The following is an 18324-nucleotide window of genomic DNA, read 5'->3' as shown; positions in this document are numbered from 1 at the left end:
TACCAATTCAACAACACCAGACTGATTGATATCTCAACATAGTTTAGCGGTAGTAGTAGTAAGGAGAGCGGTATTGATACTTCCCATATACACCCCGTCTCCCATAATCTCTGTTACCCCAATAATAATTAGGGTGATGGTGTCGGTGATGATGATAATGCGGTTTTTTGTAGTGATGGGAAGGATAATCTCGCTGAGGGTATGAGTAACTTCTTTCGCGGTAATAGTAAGAAGAGTCTCGTTTTGGATACAAGTAACCTCTTCCTGGATCAGCTTGAGACTCAGAAGGGAGAGCAGCAACAGCCGCAGTTCCCAGAAACAGCGCCATAACGATAGATGCTAAACGTTTCATGTGCTAGCCCTCATAGAAACTACATAAATTATCCCTATAGCTTCTCAAGGGGAGCCTTCTAACTCAGGGTAGATAAAGCTTCAATCAAAAGTCTGATAAGCTATGAAGCTTTTAAATTACATAGTCACTTGTATGGTTTGTTGACAGTTGACAGTTGACGGTTAACTGTCAACTGTCAACAGCCACCATGAAAAGATGTGCTTTGGAATTTTGAATTGATTAGTCTTTACACCCAACTTTCATTCAAAAACTACAGTGCGATTTCCATAAACTAAAACCCGATTTTGCAGATGTAGGCGCACGGCTCTGGCTAAAACGACTCTTTCTAAATCCTTACCCTTTCTAATTAAATCCTCAACTTCATCGCGGTGGCTAACTCTGACTACATCTTGTTCAATAATTGGCCCAGCATCTAATTCCGGAGTAGCATAGTGAGCTGTGGCACCAATAACTTTCACGCCGCGTTCAAAGGCTCTATGGTAGGGGTTTGCGCCTACGAATGCTGGTAAGAATGAGTGATGAATATTAATAATTTGCGGAAATTTCGTAATAAAGTCTGCACTAACAATTTGCATATATTTTGCTAATACAACTAAATCAATTTCATATTGTTGCAGTAATTCTAATTGTTGGGCTTCCTGTTCCGCTTTGTTATCTTTATTAATAGGAATGTGGCGAAAGTCGATGCCAAATTGATCTGCAACTACTTTTAAATGGGGATGGTTACTAATAATTAAAGGAATCTCAACCGCAATTTCTTTGGCGCGTTGTCGCCAAATTAAATCATAAAGGCAATGGTCTTGGCGACTTACCCAAATGGCAATACGTGGGATTGTATCAGAAAAATGTAGTTCCCACTTAGCGCCTAGAGGTTGAGCGATGGCATTAAACGCGGCCCCAATAATCTCTCGCGGCAAATTGAAACCCTCTAACTGCCATTCAATGCGCGTGAGGAATAACCCAGCCGCAAAATCGGTATGTTGGTCAGCGTGAATAATATTCCCACCATTAGCGTAGATAAAGTTAGCGATTTTAGCGACTAATCCCCGTTGGTCGGGACATGAAATTAGTAGAGTTGCAGTCGGGTTGGTCACGTCAGTTCGCTCCAAATTTGAAATTCAAAATACCCTAAGGGTGAATTCTGAATTTTATCTGTATATCTGCTTATTGGCTATTGGTGGGAGTTGGTTAAGGTAGATTTGGCGTGGATTGTGGTTCAACTTTATCCAAGCTTACAGGTTGTTTCCACTCTGATAGTTCTCTATTGACAGCATTTTCAAAATCTGTAGATACCAATAGCACATTTACCTTACCATTTGGTTGAGGTCTAGGGTCAGCTTGGGCATAGACAAAACGACGGTTAAAATCAGGCTTGCCCAGACTTAACTGATGGGTTTTTTGATTTTTGAGGTTAATGTTGATGGTGGCTTGGGGTTGGTCTAAACCAAATTCGGCTATTTGGTTAGCTGGTGTTGATATAGTATTCGTACTCTTTCCTTTTACCAATAAATCCATCAAATAACTAACTATAGGCTCGTTTGCAGGTTCTGATACAGGAGATTTAAGCAACCACTTAGGCTGATTAGACTGCGGGTTCCGTTCCAAATTCACCGTAAGTTTCTGAGTTTTTACAGTTAGAGACTGGACATCATCTTCTGTAAAAGAAAAGATTTGCTGTTGATTCTCCCTAGCCTCTTCTCGCTGAGTAGCACCTCGAATTTCCCAGAAATAAACAAAACCACCCAACCCCAGGGCTAACAATATTAAAATTAAAGTCTTTTTAGTCATTGCTCATTGGTCATGGGTCAACAGTCAACAGTTAACTCCTCTTATCTACGCTTCCACCAGATGGTGGCGGCGGTGACTAAGCCGAGTAAGGGTAAAACGAACAGAGAGGATAATGTTAAGAGGTTGGCTTGTGAGGTGGATAGGTTCATTCGTCTATTTTTTGGTTCTTTGGGACGAATCGAAAGGGGTTGCTGGTCTTGCTGACTTAGCCAGGTGACGGAGTTAAGGAAGACATCCCCATTTAATTGTTGTTGAAATATGGTGTTGGTGACAAATTCTGAATTCCCTATCACTACTAGCCGTGATTCGGTGGCTGGTTTTTCAGGCTTCTGTTCGCTTGGGGGAGTGAGATTTGCTGGAGTTGGTGTTATTGGGGATGGTGAAGGCGTGGGGTTTGCTGGTGTTGTTGTTATTGGGGATGGTGAAGGAGTAGGGTTTGCTGGAGTTTGGTTTATTGGGGATGGTGAAGGAGTGGGACTAGATGGGGCTGGTAGTGTTCTAGTTAAAGCTACACCCAAGGTTAAAGGCCCTTTCAGGTCTTTTTCGGGGTTAAACTGCAAATTTTCGTTTTGTAGGTCGCTTTCTGCCCAACTGTTGGGATACGCTTTGGTTTTTAATAATGGGGTAGACTCTACACCAGCTACCGGAGTAATTTCTAAAGGTCTGGCTAGGGGATAAAAGGAAATATTGTTACCAAACTCTTTTGTAATCGGGTGTTGTCCGTAATCTGTAACTATAGGTGCAGCAGGGCCGAGTTGTGCGCCAGTTCCAGAGACATCGACGGCTAAACGATCATCTAAGCGTACACCCCATTCTTGCAGTAAGCTGTTGAGATTGGGGTTAGTGCTGGGGTCAATCATGAGTAGAGCGTTACCACCACGATTGAGATAGTCTTGTAATGCTTTGACTTCTGCGTCAAATAATCCGCGTTTTGGGCCTGCTAGGACTACAACGTCAGCATCATCAGGCACTTTGGCATTTTCTACTAAATTCAAAGGTGAGGAATTATAGTTTTTATCACCCAATGCTTGGACTGCTTGAGAGATTGCACCTTCACCCGCAGTAATTGGGTGTTCGCCGTGACCTTGCAGGAAGTAGACTTTGGCAGTGCGATCGCTAATAATTTGTTGTAGGCGATTAGTTAACCGAATTTCTGACAGACGTTCATTCACATTCAGGGTTTGCACTAATTGTCGTCTGTTGCCAGATTCTAAATAAACCTCACCATAATCTTTAACGCCAAACTTTTCCGCTAGTCCTGGTCTAGTTTGGGGATTAATATACTCAAACTGAAAGTTAGGACTTTTGCGGCGATAATTTTCTAAAATTTGTCGGTCTTGGGGATTTTGGATGACATCAAACACCCAAACTTTTACTGGTTGTGGGAGATTTTGCACCAGTTGCTGTGACTGTGGTGATAGGGTAAATAGCTGGGCTTCTGTTAAGTCTGCCCGTATTTGGTAGCGACTCCCTAAAAAGTTTATCAGTCCCAAAATCACCAAAACTGCCAGAGTTGCCGCCAGAGCGTTAGTACCAGCTTGGGTAGAACGTCGTTTCCACCAATGACTACGCTGACTTTGCCACGCTAACCACAACCCAATGATGACAATTCCAGAAATTAATAATACTAGGGTAATTGTTCCCCAGGTATCAGAAACTAATCCAGACGTTAAACCCGCGACAATCAAAAAAGGGCCCAACCAAAATAAATATTTCCAAAGTTGCTTTTGTTGAATAATTTTCATTGGTCATTGGTCATTGGTCATTGGTCATTGGTCATTGGTCATTGGTCAACTGACAACTCACAACTGAACTAATTACGCTGAAATCTCAGTGCATCAATTGATTGGGCTGTGAGAAAGATTCCCAAAAATATGTAACTGGCAAATAATATTAAGGCGCTGGTGTCAAAAATGCCTTGAATGAAGGTGTTGTAATGTTTTAGTAGAGATAAATGTCCAATTATGTCTCCTACGGGGCCACCGATACCTTTAGCAATTACATCCACAAATAACAGCAATAAAACTAGGGCAAAGGTGAGGACAGCAGACAAGATAGTGCTGTCGGTTAAGGAAGAAATAAACATTCCTAAGGATAAAATGGCTGCTGCTAGTAAGATTAACCCCAAATGAGCGAGTAGGGGTATTGTAGCTGGCATTGGTGGATTAGAACTACTAAGGGCGATCGCTTCAAATAGTAGCAATGGTACAACTAGAGTAATGAAAAATGTCAGCACACCTAATAATTTACCAACGGCTACTGCCCAATTAGTGACTGGTGAGGTGGCTAAAAGTTCCAATGTGCCGCGTTTGCGTTCTTCGGCGTACAATCCCATCGACAACACTGGCAAGATAAATAATAGTAGCCAACCCAACCGATCTAAAAATGCCTGGATAAATTCCGCCGGCACATCAATTGGGGGGACTGGTACTCCTAGTTGTTGTCCTTGTACATCCAAAGAAGCGACATATACTAAAATGCCATTTGGCCCCAGTAAAATCATCACTAAGAATAACCCAGCGATGAACCAAAATACAGAGGCGATCGCATAAGCTAAAGGTGAGACAAAATAACTCTGTAACTCTCGGCGATAAATGGCAATAATATTACTCAGGATTATACCCATTTACGCTGCTTCTCCTTCGTTGGTTGCTGAATCCTTCACAGATGTGAGATTCTTTTCTTCTGTGGTTAGTTGCAAGAAGACATCTTCTAGGGTAGCGCTGACACGGCGCATTTCATACAAACCAAATCCCGAACTGATTAAACTTGTGGCGATATCTTTGCCGGCTTCGCTTCCCGGTTTTGAGAGTACACGCAAGTATGCACGGTTCTCTCTGGGAAGATGATGACCAGGAATAGATTCTACCAAGCTCACCCCAGGCACTTTTTGTAATACCTGCTTGGCTAGTGTGATTTCCCCCTCAACTTCAATTTCATAACCTGATCCACCTGTCAACTGGGTCATCAAATGTTCTGGTGTGTTTGTAGCTACCACCTTACCGCGATTGATAATGGCAACACGGTTACAGGTCATGCTCGCCTCTGGGAGAATGTGAGTAGAGAGAATTACTGTGTGGGTTCCCGCGAGGCTTTTAATTAAATTCCGTACATCGATGATTTGTCTGGGGTCGAGTCCCACCGTTGGTTCATCGAGGATAATTGCTGGTGGGTCATGGACGATCGCCTGAGCAATACCCACCCTTTGACGATATCCTTTAGATAATTTGCGGATAATTACTTTACGCCTATCCTCCAGATTACAACGTTTGATCGCTGCGTTTACCTTGAGAGAGCGATCGCCTGCGGACACCCCTTTAATTCGCGCCACAAAATGCAGAAATCCCTCCACCGTCATATCTGTATATAACGGCGGGGTTTCTGGTAAATAACCAATGCGTTGACGCACCGCCAAAGAATTGTCATGGACATCAAAACCAGCAATTTTAGCTGTCCCACTACTTGCAGGTAAATAACCAGCCAAAATTCGCATCGTTGTCGTCTTCCCCGCCCCATTCGGCCCCAAAAACCCCAAAATCTCCCCAGGTTCGACACTAAAAGTCACATCAGTAATTGCTGGGGTGGAACCGTAGGTTTTACTTAGATGTTCAACTTCAATCATCAGTTTCGTCGAGCAACTTCATCTAGGGTACTCAACAATATTGACATTTTCCCAACCCTCTTGACTTGATTCTAATTATCATGTTTTTTAAAATACTTCTTATGAAGTATTAACACTTAAATATATTTTTCCGCGAAGTCAACAATCCTAAGCTAAGACTCCGCATGGAACAAAAGAATACATAACGCGGTGTGCAACTTTCTCTCAAACCTAACCCCCAACCCCTTCCCTGCGAGGGAAGGGGAATAAGATTCAAAGCCTCTCTCCGCTTCGGGGAGAGGTTTGGAGAGGGGTTTCAAAAATAAGTCGCACATCGCGTAATACATACCTCTAAACCCAGAAAATGTCATTTTGGATTTTCTCAGATCAACCTAACCTACACATAATAGATAGTAAAGCCAATAGACAAAACTATGCGATCGCCCATCAACCTCTTCACCGTCGAAGAATACCTAGAACTAGAAAAATCCAGTGAGATTCGCCACGAATACCTGGGCGGACAAATCTTCGCCATGTCTGGCGGTAGTAAAGAACACAATCTTATATCAGGGAATATTTACTCAAGACTACGTTCCCATCTGCGGGGTACTTCCTGTAGCGTCTTCATGGCTGACATAAAAATCAGACTAAAACTCACCAATGAAGCCAAAAACTTATTTTACTATCCAGATGTTACAGTCACCTGCGACTCACAAGACAAAGACCGCTTTTACTTAAATTATCCCTGCTTAATTATCGAAGTTCTATCACCAAGCACAGAACTCACAGACAGAAGAGAAAAACTTGTTAATTACCGTACTCTAGAAAGCTTACAAGAATATATATTAATTTCCCAAGATGAAATCAAAATCGAAGTTTACCGCAAAGATAACCAAGACAATTGGTCACTAGAAATCTTAAGCCAGGGAGATGAATTAAAATTGAACTCTATAGGATTAACCCTCACGATGCCAGAAATTTACGAAGATGTCATCACTATATAAGGTCAAATAAATCATGCAGCTAGCCCTACATATTACAACCCGAATTATTCCCGATACAAACTTATCATCAGCATAATATGCGGGAATGATTAAATAACAGTTTGCCAAGATTATCCCAACCCATTCCCATTGTGATTTGCAGCGAAGCCCTGATATAAGTAGTGTTGTTTCATGATGGACGTAATTTCAACAAACTGTTGCTCAATCATTAATGGTGAACAATACGCCCATTACCACAGTCTATGTCAACCCAGCAACGGGGAATGACGCTAACACGGGTTCGCGGCAGAGTCCGTTTAAAACCCTTACCCGCGCTTTAAAAGCCACTCCACCAAAGATTGTCCAACTGAGTGCTGGGACTTATAACACTGCAAATAAAGAAGTCTTTCCCTTGGTTATTCCTGAGGGGGTAACAGTGGTGGGGAACGAAGCCAGTAAAGGCGCAGGAATTTTGATTTCTGGAGGGGGAGAGTACCAAAGCCCTAGCTTTAGTGTGCAGAATGTCACCTTAGTTTTACTCAATCGAGCGAGTCTCCGGGGTGTGACTGTCACCAATCCGATAGCTAAGGGTACTGGTGTGTGGATTGAATCAACTGCACCTAACATTGCTAATAATACTTTTACTAATTGTGGTCGAGAAGGCGTATTTACTAGCGGTACAGCCAAACCAGCGATTTTAGATAATGTGTTTTTGAAAAATACAGCTAGTGGTTTATTTATGGCACGCAACAGTAAAGGGGAAGTGTTGCGGAATGTGTTCCAAAAGAATCCTTTAGGTATCGCTATCAGTGACTTTGCTGCACCTTTACTCGTTAATAACAAACTATCAGAAAATCGGACAGCGATCGCTCTTTCTCGCAATGCCCGTCCTGTACTACGTCATAATTTACTCGTCAAAAATACCCAAGGCGGATTATTAATCAATGAAAACGCCCTCCCTGACTTGGGTAGCAGCCAAGATACGGCTGGCAATATTTTTAGTAATAATGGTGAATTTGATATACAAAATACTACAACCCAAAAATTAGTTTCTGTAGGCAATCAGTTAAATCCCACCCAAGTCAAGGGATTGGTGGAATTTCCCGCCGCCATCATCGATATTCCCATACAGTCGGCTAACATTCGTTTTCTTGACCTAGCTGGACATTGGGCAACCGCTTTTGTGGAAGCATTGGTAAACAAGGGACTAATGAGTGGCTTTCCCGATGGCACATTTGCCCCCGATGCACCAATCACCCGCGCCCAGTATGCGGCGGTGATTGCCAAAACCTTTCAACTCCCCGCCAACAATCAGCCGCCCAAATTTACCGATATCAAATCAGATTTCTGGGCAGCATCAGCCATCACCAAAGCCGCCCAGATGGGATTTATTAGCGGTTTTCCTGATGGAACCTTCCGCCCCATGCAGAACTTAAGCAAAGTGCAGGCAATCGTTTCCATTGTTAATGGTCTGAAATTAACTGGAGGTAGCCCCAATGTGTTAACTGTATACCGCGATCGCGCCCAAATTCCCAGTTACGCCACAAATCCCCTCGCCGTCGCCACCCAAAACAGCTTGGTTGTCAACTATCCCCAAACCGATAGACTAGAACCATTGCGAGATATTACCCGCGCCGAGATAGGGGCTTTAATTTATCAGGCATTAGTAGCTAATGGGCAAGAAAAAGCGATCGCTTCACCATATATAGTCAGCCCTGAAGTTGATACTCCCTCCTTCACCGACCTGACAGGACACTGGGCTGAACCATTCATTCGCGGTTTAGCCAGCATGGGGATCACCAGTGGTTTTGCTGATGGTAGCTATCAACCCAACAAACCCATGACCCGCGCCCAATATGCGGCGATGGTAGCAGTAGCCTTTAACCCACCAGCTAGAAGACCAGCTACAGATTTTGCTGACGTACCCAAGAATTTTTGGGCATACAAAGCCTTACAAATCGCCGCTAGTGGCGGCTTCGTCAGTGGTTTTAGCGATCGCACCTTCCGCCCCGACCAAAACGTCCAGAGGCTACAGGTCATCGTGTCTCTAGTCAACGGATTAGCCCTATCGACAGTTGATGGCAATAACTTACTCATCTACACTGACAATAATAATATTCCTGAATATGCTCGCAAAGCCGTGGTTACAGCAACGCAACAAAAAATTACTGTCAATTATCCAGACCCGAAACAGCTAGCACCAACCAGAGAAGCCACCAGGGCAGAAGTAGCCGCAATGGTCTATCAAGCCTTAGTCGCCATACAGAGAGCGCCAAGTATTAATTCACCCTATATTATTTCGACAGTTGGCAGTTGAACAAGTAAAATAAAAAACACTGCTTTTTTGTCGGAAAACTCTTGGTAATAAATCCTACAGCCAAAAACACGCTAAACACGCTAGGCTATATGCGATGGGTCGATGATTCATACCTATTGCCAGCAGCTAAAGGTCTTATGTCAACATCAGTACCAAACACCTATGCCAAATTGGCAAAAGCCCTACTCATTAACTATAGTTTTGACCTCAGTGGTTATCACGTTGATGAGTTAGTTAACCGTTGGCAAAAACAATATCCCGCCGACTGGCTGCATCTAGCAGTAATTGAGGCACTATATCAAGGTCGCTATAAAGCTATCTCAGTACAGCAACTCTTGGCATTTTGGCAAAGGCGGGGTCAGGAAATATATCATTTCAACATGGAATTTGAACGCCTGATTTGCAGCAAATTTCCTGAAAGCTTAACTCCAATGGCTGCATCCGAACAATATAGCAGACAAGGAAAAAACCAAAATCAGACCCTACAATTGATGAGTTTCAAACAACAGGAACAAGTCAAAGAAGAAGAGGAACCCCCAACCGAAAAGATGTTGGCACTTTCTAGCACGAGTGTGACAGCTAGTATTGAGGTAAGTGTAAGCCAACAAGAAGATTATCTGGGTCAGCCTTTCTCCCTCAACCCTGATATATCCACAAAACTGCTGCCAATATCAGTCACTCATCCACCTATTGGGCAGTTTACCCCACAAACAAGCGATCGCTCCGAGTCCTTCACCTCAAAACTCAAAGCAATATCTAACGAAAATTCCTAATGATGAACAACAGAAGACTTAATCATCTCTGTTAGTCTGCGGGCATTTCCATGAAAAATACTCTTATTTTGAAGCCATAACCTTAGTAATTGTTTCTATATCCACTTCTTATATTTAATACCAATCTTAAAAAAGAATGTGACAGATATTACAGCCCCAAATACTTGTCCTGTCTTGATTCTTAATTTTGAATTGATATTAGTACAACCACTAATAAAGTTAGTCAATCTCCGCGCCCCTCTGCGTTAAAAACATAACTTCAATACTTTGAGCAGCCTTCCCTGGTAGGGAAGGTGCTAGGGTTAAGTTCCGTCAAACTCCCCGTAATCCATTAACTAATTCTGACAGTCTTAGGTGTATTTCTGCGTCTCTTGTTGATACTTTCCTCATCAATATCTACTTCTTGAGAAGAGAGAACACTTTGATAATCACGACTGTCTTGATAGTAGGCGAATGTTCTGCTTAAATTTGCCAAATCTCTAGTATTGCTTTGTTCACGAGGAATTGTAGTCCAATTAGAAATTTCAACTAGACTAGCCCTTGTATAGCTAGAAGTTAATCCAGAAAGCGTCGTATTACTACTACCTGTGTTTGACAAAGTACTCAAATTAGCACTGGGGAGTGTACCACCATTCGCTGCTGTAGAAGTGAGAATCTGACGCGCTTGAGCATCCGTGAGATTATTCCTCGCACTCAGCATCAGCGCCACCACACCCGCAACGTGAGGAGCTGCCATTGATGTTCCTGGCATAAGACCATATTTAGCACCTGGAAGCGTCGAATATATACCTATGTCTAAGTTGCTGTATGCACCAGGGGCGGTGACGTATGCCATTGGAGTTGTTCCAGCACGATTGGAAAAATTAGTTAGGGTTCTATTATAATTAACTGCTCCCACAGCAATTCCAAACTGGTCTGCATAGCGAGCTGGGTAGCCAGGTGCTGACTCACTTTCATTCCCAGATGCGGAGACAACAATTGCTCCTTTACTGATGGCATATTGAATAGCTGAGAGAGTATCAGGTGAAGGATTAGATCCTCCTAAGCTGAGATTAATCACACGCGCCCCATTATCTGCGGCATAACGAATACTATTGCCTACGGAATTACCTGAATTTGCTCCTTGAGAACCACCCAACGCTTTCAATGCCATAATTTTGGCATTATAAGCAATACCAGTCACTCCAAAGGTATTTCTCACAGCAGCAATAGTACCAGCGACATGAGTACCATGACCGCCTTCATCTAGTGGAGTATTGTTGTTGTCGAAAAAGTTCCAACCATAGATATCATCGATGAAACCATTGCCATCATCATCTATGCCATTACCCGCAATTTCTCTGCTATTCCTCCACATATTGGCACTCAAGTCTGGGTGTGTATAGTCAACTCCACTATCCACAACCGCAACGATAACACCTTGACCAGTGTATCCCTTCGCCCAGACTTCAGGTGCTTTAATCGCATCCGCTCCCCAATCATTACCACCCAAGTCAGGGACATCAGCAAAGGTGCTTTGATTAAGGGCTTTGGCTACGGCGGCGGCGGCGTTGACTAAGCCATAACCTGTAGTGGAGTTAAATCCACCACCATTAGCAGGGTTTAAAGTAATGGGTGTGTCTACGTAAAAACCATTGTTACTTTCATTGCTCTCAGCAACAGATCCTGCTCCATCGGCTTTCAATATGACGTAGTATTTGCCAGGATTCAGAGTTGAATTAAACGTAATAGACGTGGAGCGAGAAATAACGCTACCAGGTGTCAGACTAGCATTAGCCTCAGTTTCAATACCTAAGTAGATATCATCATCACCGAATGCCGTATCTCGTGAAAGATAAAAACTTGTCTTACTGCCTCCAGCAGTTCCATTACCTTGGTTTTTCAGTTGATAGTTAACTTGCAGTGTAGTCCCGATGGCAGCACTACTAGCAGATGTAGCATTTTGGATCACTAAATCTGGTGCAGTAATCGTGATCGCTCTCGCAGCGACGTTATTATTTTCATTGCTTTCTCTTATTGTTCCATCACCATCAGCTCTATACAGCAGATAATAATTACCAGGAACAGTGTTGCTTCTAATTGTTAAAGATGTAGAGCGTGAAGCTACGGCAGAGGGTGCAAGACTAGAGATGGAATCAAAGCCTAAGTAGACATCATCATTACTGAGAGTTTGGTCTTGGGAAAGATAAAAATTAGTGAAATGAAAACCAGCATTGCCATTACCTTGGTTTCTTAATTGATAGCTAAGTGAAATTGTTGTCCCAATGTTTGCGCTGGTAGGAGCCGAAGGATTCTGGACAATTAAATCTGGTGCCGCAATTGTAATCGCTTTGGCGGTGACATTGTTGGTTTCGTTGCTTTCACTGATTTCACTATTGCCATCAGCTTGCAATAGCAGATGGTAGTTACCAAAATTGATATCCCTACTTATAGACCAAAGGTAAGATTCCGAACTATAAGTGCCAGCATTTAGTACAGGATAAAAGTAGTTCGGGTCAGAGGCTAGCAATATATCATCGTTACTAAGAGTTGTGTCCCTAGACAAATAAATCTTAGTTCTATGATTACCAGCACTAGCATTACCTAAATTCGCTACTTGGTAGTTGAGTGTAAATATGTTACCAGGGTCAACAATACTAGGAGCGGAAATATTTTGGATGATCAGGTCGGGTCTTGGGCCATTAATCGTAATAGCTCTAGAAACCACATTATTATTTTCATTACTTTCTGCCACTGTGCTATCAGCATCAGTTCTGAACAGCAAATGATAGTTACCTCCGGCGATACTATTAGCTATAACAATCGAGGCTGTTTCGGAACTGACAGCACCTGCGGCAATGCTATTGACTGCATCTGAACCTAACAACACATCATCTGTACTGAATGTTGTGTCTCTAGAAAGGTAGAATCTGGTGGTACTCGCAACGGCATTTCCAGCACCTTGGTTTCTTACCTGATAACTCAATGCGATCGCACTACCTACTGATGCTGTCGTTGCTGCTGTGGCGTTTTGAATAATTAAATCAGCTGTGTTAATTGTGATGGCTCTAGAAACCACATTATTATTTTCATTACTTTCTGCCACTTTGCTATCAGCATCAGTTCTGAACAACAAATGATAGTTACCAGCCGCAATGCTATTGGCTATGACAATCGAGGCTGTTTCGGCGCTTACACCACCTGCGGCAATGCTATTAACTGCATCTGAACCTAACAACACATCATCTGTACTGAATGTTGTGTCTCTAGAAAGGTAGAATCTGGTGGTACTCGCAACGGCATTTCCAGCACCTTGGTTTCTTACCTGATAACTCAATGCGATCGCACTACCTACTGATGCTGTCGTTGCTGCTGTGGCGTTTTGAATAATTAAATCAGCTGTGTTAATTGTGATGGCTCTAGAAACCACATTATTATTTTCATTACTCTCTGCCACTTTGCTATCAGCATCAGTTCTGAACAACAAATGATAGTTACCAGCCGCAATGCTATTGGCTATGACAATCGAGGCTGTTTCGGCGCTTACACCACCTGCGGCGATGCTATTCACTGCATCTGAACCCAACAACACATCATCTGTGCTGAATGTTGTGTCTCTAGAAAGGTAGAATCTGGTGGTACTCGCAACGGCATTTCCAGCACCTTGGTTTCTTACCTGATAACTCAGTTGGATAGTACTACCTACTGATGCTGTCGTTGGTGCTGTGGGGTTGTTTTGAATAATCAGGTCTGGATTCCCTGCCGAAGTAATATTAATTAGATTGCCAAAGGCATTATTATTTTCATTGCTTTCACTCACATAGCCATCAGCATCAGCATAGTAAATCAAATAGTAGTTACCAGGGTTGATGTTACTACCAATGGTGAATGTGGCTGACTCTTGTCTAGAAGCACCAGCCGCCAGACCACTCACATAGTCCAAACCTAGATATAAATCACTACTATCAATATTCAAATCTGGAGATAAGTAGAATTTGGTATTGCTATCACCAGCACTTCCATTACCTTGATTCCTGACTTGATAGTTAATTTGAATACTGCTCCCAACCCTTGCTGAGGTGGGAATTGAGGCGTTTAATACAGTTAAGTCTGGCTGGGTAATTGAGATTGCCGCGCCGAAGGCATTGTTATTTTCATTACTTTCAATCACATAGCCATTACCATCCACATAGTAAATCAAATAGTAGTTACCAGGGGTGATATTACTACCAATGCTGAGTGTGGCTGACTCTTGGCTAGAAGCACCAGCCGCCAGACCACTCACAGAGTCAAAGCCTAGATATCTATCACTACTATCGAGATTAAAATCGGGAGATAAGTAGAAGTAGGTGAAGCTGGCTCCAGCACTTGCACTACCTTGGTTTCTGACTTGATAGTTGATTTGAATACTGCTCCCGACATTAGCAGAAATGGGAATTGAGCTGATTGGTGCTGTTAGGTCTGGTAGGAGTGATGCTTGTGTAAAATTAGCGTCACTTATATTATTTCTTCTTAAATCATTACTTAGGTAGCTATTAGATGCTAAAACTTCTGTCGCTTCACCTGTGTAACTACTACCGATGATTGAGTTTATGGCAGCATCGAGGGGAAAGTAATCTTTATTACTATTAAAAATCCTAGAGTTCCTAGCAGATGATAATGTATCGCTTAAGTTGCTATATTCACGGGTAACACTCATGAACTATTTAACCTCAAAGAGTAAAAAAATTTATACAGACATAAATGCTAAAACTATCTATTCATCTAGCTAAAGACTAGATGCAGCAAAAATTATAATTATTTTTCCAAAATATAAATATGCAGAAAGATGCACAATTTAGCCGTGAAATTATCCAATGAAAGAATATTATTTTTATTTTTAAGTAGAAAACTAAAAATGACCGTAGTGTAAAAATTTGCTAAATTATCAAAAAGCTCATTTGCTTTTTGAGCAAAAAAAACGAATAGAGTGTTGCTCTATTCGTCCAAAAGTATGATTGTGAGTAATAGGTAACAACTAAAAAACTACGACTGCTTACACATTTGCTTGTTGACGTTGGTACAGTGACCAATACAAGCCTTTTTGTTGTAAAAGCTCTGGATGGGTTCCCCGTTCTGCAATCACGCCTTTTTCTAACACGAGAATCAAATCTGCTCGTTTTAGGGGTGCAAAGCGGTGAGCAATCAGAAACACAGTGCGGTTAGCAGAAATCTTTTGCAGATTTTGTAACACTTGCTGTTCGGTTTCACTGTCTAAAGCGCTGGTGGCTTCATCCAACACGAGAATCGGCGAGTCGGAGAGAAACAACCTGGCTAAAGCAATGCGTTGTCTTTGTCCACCTGATAAAGCTGTACCCCTCTCTCCTACGTTCGTTTCGTAACCGTAGGGCAATTGACTGATAAAATCATGGGCTACAGCTAATCTAGCAGCTTCCACTACCTGCTCGGCGGTAATATCAGGATTCCCCAATGTGATATTTTCCAAGATGGAACCGTTAAATAAGAAGTCTTCTTGAAGAACTACGCCAATTTGTTGTCTCAGGGAGGACAAATCTGCACTTTTGATATCAAAACCATCAATCAGAATCCGTCCTGATTCAATTTGATAAAGCCTTTGTAGCAACTTAGACAGGGTACTTTTCCCAGAACCACTACGCCCAACAATTCCCACAAACTGTCCTGGTTCTACATTAAAGGAAATCCCACGCAGTACGGGTTCTGTATTGGTTTTGTAGCGGAAAAATATTTGCTCAAAACTAACTTGACCTTTCAGGGGTGGTAAAACTAAACCAGTTCCCATCTCTGCTTCTGGGGCGACGTTGAGAATATCCCCAATCCGGTCTACGGAAAGTAGGACTTGTTGCAGATTTTGCCACAACTGTACTAGGCGTAAAAGTGGCCCTGTCACCCTACCAGAAAGCATTTGAAAGGCGACCAATTGACCAATTGTTAGTTTTTGGTCAATGACTAATTTTGCCCCAAACCACAGAATTAGTAAAGAGGAAAAGTTTGTGAGAAAGTCGCCAATATTACTGCTAATGTTGGATGTGGTAGAGGCTTTGAAACCAGTACGCACGAAACGAGCAAATAATCCTTCCCAGCGATCGCGTGCTACTGATTCAGCTGCATGAGCTTTGACAGAATGAATACCTGTAACTGTTTCTACTAAAAATGATTGGCTGTCGGCACTGCGGTTAAAGGTTTCGTTTAGCCAGTTACGTAAAATTGGTGTAGCAACTATAGTCAGTGTGGCAAATAAGGGCAGCACCGCTAACGCCACAAAAGTGAGAGGAATATTGTAATAAAACATCAATGCCAAATACACGACGGCAAAGATGCTATCTAAAATTACCGTTAGTGCTGTGCCTGTGAGAAACTGACGAATTTGTTCTAGTTCCTGAACCCTGGCTACGGTGTCGCCTACACGCCTGGACTCAAAATAAGCCAAGGGTAGGCGCATCAAATGACGAAATAATTGTGCTGATAAGCTTAAATCTAAACGTCTGGCTGTATGAGTAAAGATAAATAACCGCAGAATACCCAATATCGATTCAAACACAGCGATTAACAAAAGTGCGATCGCCATGACATCGAGAGTTGGTAAACTCTCCTGTACCATGACCTTATCAATCACAACTTGGGTAATTAGTGGTGTACCTAAACCCAATAGTTGCAAGGTAAAAGACGCTAATAATACTTCTGCTAAGAGTTTGCGATATTTCCAAACGGCTGGGGTGAACCAACTCAGGTTAAATTTTTCTTGTTTGGATATCAGTTCTACTTGCCACAACTGACCATCCCAGCATTGTTCCACCACTGATTGTGGTAGACTCTCACAAAGATTATCAGGATTTAAGGGATTAGCAATAATTAAGCGATCGCCTTTGACTCCATAAGCTATCACCCAAGAAGGATCAGGCGTGGACTCGGCTTGTAACAGCAACAAAGCTGGGAAAGTCAGCTGACGCAACTCAGCCCAAGTCATTTGCAATCTTCGCAGTACGAAGCCTAGTTTTTCTCCGGCTTCTACCACTTGTTTAGGACTTTGCCCCCGCAGTTGGCGTTGTACCCATTCCAAATTCACCGCATTTTCCAGGTGTTGGGCTGCCATTGTTAAACAAGCCGCACCCGTATTCCAACTGCTAACAAAAGGATAACTCAGGGTTACAGGTGTAGGACTTTGGGGAGTTTGTTCTGGAGGCGTAAGCGGTTGTTGCAAAGCAGGAGACTGGACGGATGTGACCTCATTCTCCATCTCAGTATGCTCTTGTTTCGACAATCCCAGCCAAAAATCTTCCATCGCGGGAGTAGATATTTCCGCCCACAGATGTGTATCCCAACAAGCCACTATCACTTCCTTACTAGCAGCTACGGCTTTGTATTCTCCCGGTAGCTTTTGTAAGTCACCAAACCAATCTCCCATTTGTATAGCAGCTAAGGATTGACCGCTTCCTTCCTCCCGCAAGCGGACTTTCCCAGCCACAATGAAAAACTGATAACCACCAGCTTCGCTTGACCAGATTTTTTCTCCCAGTCGATAACGACGGATTTCTAAACGTTCTTCTAAAAGGGATCTTTGTTCAGGCGTAAGCCAATTGAGAGGTGGTTGATTCCAAGGTATAGCAGCTAGCACTTTGATTTTTAGAGATTCGTTATCTAGAAGTTTTAATTCACTTGTAATTTCACCGTCAGCTTTTGAATTTTCTCTGCTAACCATTTTTCAAATAGTTCGTTTTGTAACGCTTGCTTGAGTTGAATATCATCTAAAGACGCTGGTAGAAACTGTTCCACCCGAAACAAACCATAACGTCCATCAATTTCTATAGGCCCGACTAATTGACCAGGAGTAGCCACATCAATAGCAGCCCGCAATTTGTCTGGCATAGTTCCCCGACTAATTGGCCCCATCATGCCATTAACCAGGCGATCGTCTAATATAGAATACTCTTTGGCTAATTGTTCAAAACTGCCCCCTTCTGCAATTTGCAGTTGTAATTCCTCTGCCAGTTCCCTACTATCAACCACAATCCGCGATATCACCACCCGATCCAAAAAGATTTTCTGCTCAATAAAATATTCTGGGAGTTTAGCTTCTGTCACCAAGGTTTTCAATTTTTCTAATTTAAAGTTAAAAGTAATTGAGGCATGGAACCTGGCATAGTCCGTACCATTGTTCGTTAACCAGTCTTGAAAGGCTTGGGGGTCAGCTAGTTGATTTTTGAGGCGAAAATCAATCACTGTTTGTTCAGTTAATGCCGGATTGATCTCTACGTCGTCTCGCCCTTGAATTTCCTGCTCAATGACGTACTGACGAAGGACATCACTAATAAATTGACCCAACTTCCCTGAGGATTGTAGGTATTTTACGGTTTGTTCAATTGAAATGGGTCGGTCATCAATGCTCAAAAATGATAGAGTTTCCATGAAATCACCTGGTAAAAACAGCTAAAGATAAGATTCTATAAACTATTAATAAGTAATGGCAACTTTAAAAGATAAAAATATTTCAGCTTAATTTGATTTTGTATTTT

The 18324-nt window shown here is 42.4% G+C and carries 12 protein-coding genes; 3 read left to right on the top strand and 9 right to left on the bottom strand.

The features are described 5' to 3' along the window. Positions 1-43: 43 nt before the first annotated feature. The 6 genes from ACN222_RS08080 to ACN222_RS08055 all read right to left on the bottom strand — a co-directional run bounded on the left by ACN222_RS08080 (position 44) and on the right by ACN222_RS08055 (position 5762). The gene (locus tag ACN222_RS08080; RefSeq protein ID WP_010995793.1) at positions 44-352 is read right to left on the bottom strand and encodes a hypothetical protein; all 309 of its coding nucleotides are present in this window, start codon (positions 350-352) and stop codon (positions 44-46) included. A gap of 239 nt (positions 353-591) precedes the next feature. Next, entirely contained in the window at positions 592-1446 is an 855-nt protein-coding gene (purU, locus tag ACN222_RS08075; protein ID WP_010995792.1) for a formyltetrahydrofolate deformylase, read from the bottom strand. Between the two features lie 94 nt (positions 1447-1540). Further along, complete coding sequence (locus ACN222_RS08070; RefSeq protein WP_010995791.1) at positions 1541-2140, bottom strand: DUF4340 domain-containing protein; 600 nt, start codon at positions 2138-2140, stop codon at positions 1541-1543. Between the two features lie 41 nt (positions 2141-2181). Further along, positions 2182-3885, bottom strand: coding sequence for a GldG family protein (locus ACN222_RS08065; protein ID WP_010995790.1), 1704 nt, complete (start codon positions 3883-3885; stop codon positions 2182-2184). Positions 3886-3953: 68 nt separating this feature from the next. Continuing rightward, positions 3954-4766: an ABC transporter permease gene (locus ACN222_RS08060; protein ID WP_010995789.1), complete on the bottom strand. Its 813-nt coding sequence runs from the start codon at positions 4764-4766 to the stop codon at positions 3954-3956. Beyond that, a complete protein-coding gene (locus ACN222_RS08055; RefSeq protein ID WP_010995788.1) occupies positions 4767-5762 on the bottom strand; it encodes an ABC transporter ATP-binding protein in 996 nt (331 codons plus the stop codon). A gap of 413 nt (positions 5763-6175) precedes the next feature. Here ACN222_RS08055 and ACN222_RS08050 point away from each other — a divergent pair, with 413 nt between their 5' ends. The 3 genes from ACN222_RS08050 to ACN222_RS08040 all read left to right on the top strand — a co-directional run bounded on the left by ACN222_RS08050 (position 6176) and on the right by ACN222_RS08040 (position 9814). After that, the gene (locus ACN222_RS08050) at positions 6176-6745 is read left to right on the top strand and encodes a Uma2 family endonuclease (protein WP_010995787.1); all 570 of its coding nucleotides are present in this window, start codon (positions 6176-6178) and stop codon (positions 6743-6745) included. A 211-nt stretch (positions 6746-6956) separates the two neighbouring features. Next, the gene (locus ACN222_RS08045) at positions 6957-9041 is read left to right on the top strand and encodes a DUF1565 domain-containing protein (RefSeq protein ID WP_010995786.1); all 2085 of its coding nucleotides are present in this window, start codon (positions 6957-6959) and stop codon (positions 9039-9041) included. A gap of 137 nt (positions 9042-9178) precedes the next feature. Continuing rightward, positions 9179-9814, top strand: a complete 636-nt coding sequence (locus ACN222_RS08040) for a hypothetical protein (protein WP_044521018.1) — start codon at positions 9179-9181, stop codon at positions 9812-9814. Between the two features lie 331 nt (positions 9815-10145). Here the strand turns inward: ACN222_RS08040 and ACN222_RS08035 are convergent, their stop codons facing one another. From ACN222_RS08035 to ACN222_RS08025, 3 genes are all read right to left on the bottom strand, one after another. Further along, entirely contained in the window at positions 10146-14492 is a 4347-nt protein-coding gene (locus ACN222_RS08035; protein ID WP_010995784.1) for a CARDB domain-containing protein, read from the bottom strand. A 336-nt stretch (positions 14493-14828) separates the two neighbouring features. Beyond that, positions 14829-17510 carry a peptidase domain-containing ABC transporter gene (locus ACN222_RS08030; protein ID WP_010995783.1) on the bottom strand — a complete coding sequence of 894 codons (2682 nt, stop codon included), beginning with the start codon at positions 17508-17510 and terminating at the stop codon, positions 14829-14831. Further along, positions 17459-18217 (bottom strand): peptidylprolyl isomerase, encoded by a 759-nt coding sequence (locus tag ACN222_RS08025; protein WP_010995782.1) that lies wholly within the window; start codon positions 18215-18217, stop codon positions 17459-17461. The genes ACN222_RS08030 and ACN222_RS08025 overlap by 52 nt, the downstream gene beginning before the upstream one ends. Between the last annotated feature and the right edge of the window lie 107 nt (positions 18218-18324).

The sequence above is a fragment of the Anabaena sp. FACHB-595 genome (assembly GCF_048568275.1).
Lineage (GTDB): Bacteria > Cyanobacteriota > Cyanobacteriia > Cyanobacteriales > Nostocaceae > Trichormus.
This window is presented reverse-complemented; position numbering and strand designations above follow the sequence as displayed.

Coding starts and splice junctions, on each gene's coding strand:
- ACN222_RS08080 (WP_010995793.1), bottom strand. CDS start 352: ATGAAACGTTTAGCATCTATCGTTATGGCGCTGTTTCTGGGAACTGCG.
- ACN222_RS08070 (WP_010995791.1), bottom strand. CDS start 2,140: ATGACTAAAAAGACTTTAATTTTAATATTGTTAGCCCTGGGGTTGGGT.
- ACN222_RS08065 (WP_010995790.1), bottom strand. CDS start 3,885: ATGAAAATTATTCAACAAAAGCAACTTTGGAAATATTTATTTTGGTTG.
- ACN222_RS08060 (WP_010995789.1), bottom strand. CDS start 4,766: ATGGGTATAATCCTGAGTAATATTATTGCCATTTATCGCCGAGAGTTA.
- ACN222_RS08055 (WP_010995788.1), bottom strand. CDS start 5,762: ATGATTGAAGTTGAACATCTAAGTAAAACCTACGGTTCCACCCCAGCA.
- ACN222_RS08050 (WP_010995787.1), top strand. CDS start 6,176: ATGCGATCGCCCATCAACCTCTTCACCGTCGAAGAATACCTAGAACTA.
- ACN222_RS08045 (WP_010995786.1), top strand. CDS start 6,957: ATGGTGAACAATACGCCCATTACCACAGTCTATGTCAACCCAGCAACG.
- ACN222_RS08040 (WP_044521018.1), top strand. CDS start 9,179: ATGTCAACATCAGTACCAAACACCTATGCCAAATTGGCAAAAGCCCTA.
- ACN222_RS08035 (WP_010995784.1), bottom strand. CDS start 14,492: ATGAGTGTTACCCGTGAATATAGCAACTTAAGCGATACATTATCATCT.
- ACN222_RS08030 (WP_010995783.1), bottom strand. CDS start 17,510: ATGGTTAGCAGAGAAAATTCAAAAGCTGACGGTGAAATTACAAGTGAA.
- ACN222_RS08025 (WP_010995782.1), bottom strand. CDS start 18,217: ATGGAAACTCTATCATTTTTGAGCATTGATGACCGACCCATTTCAATT.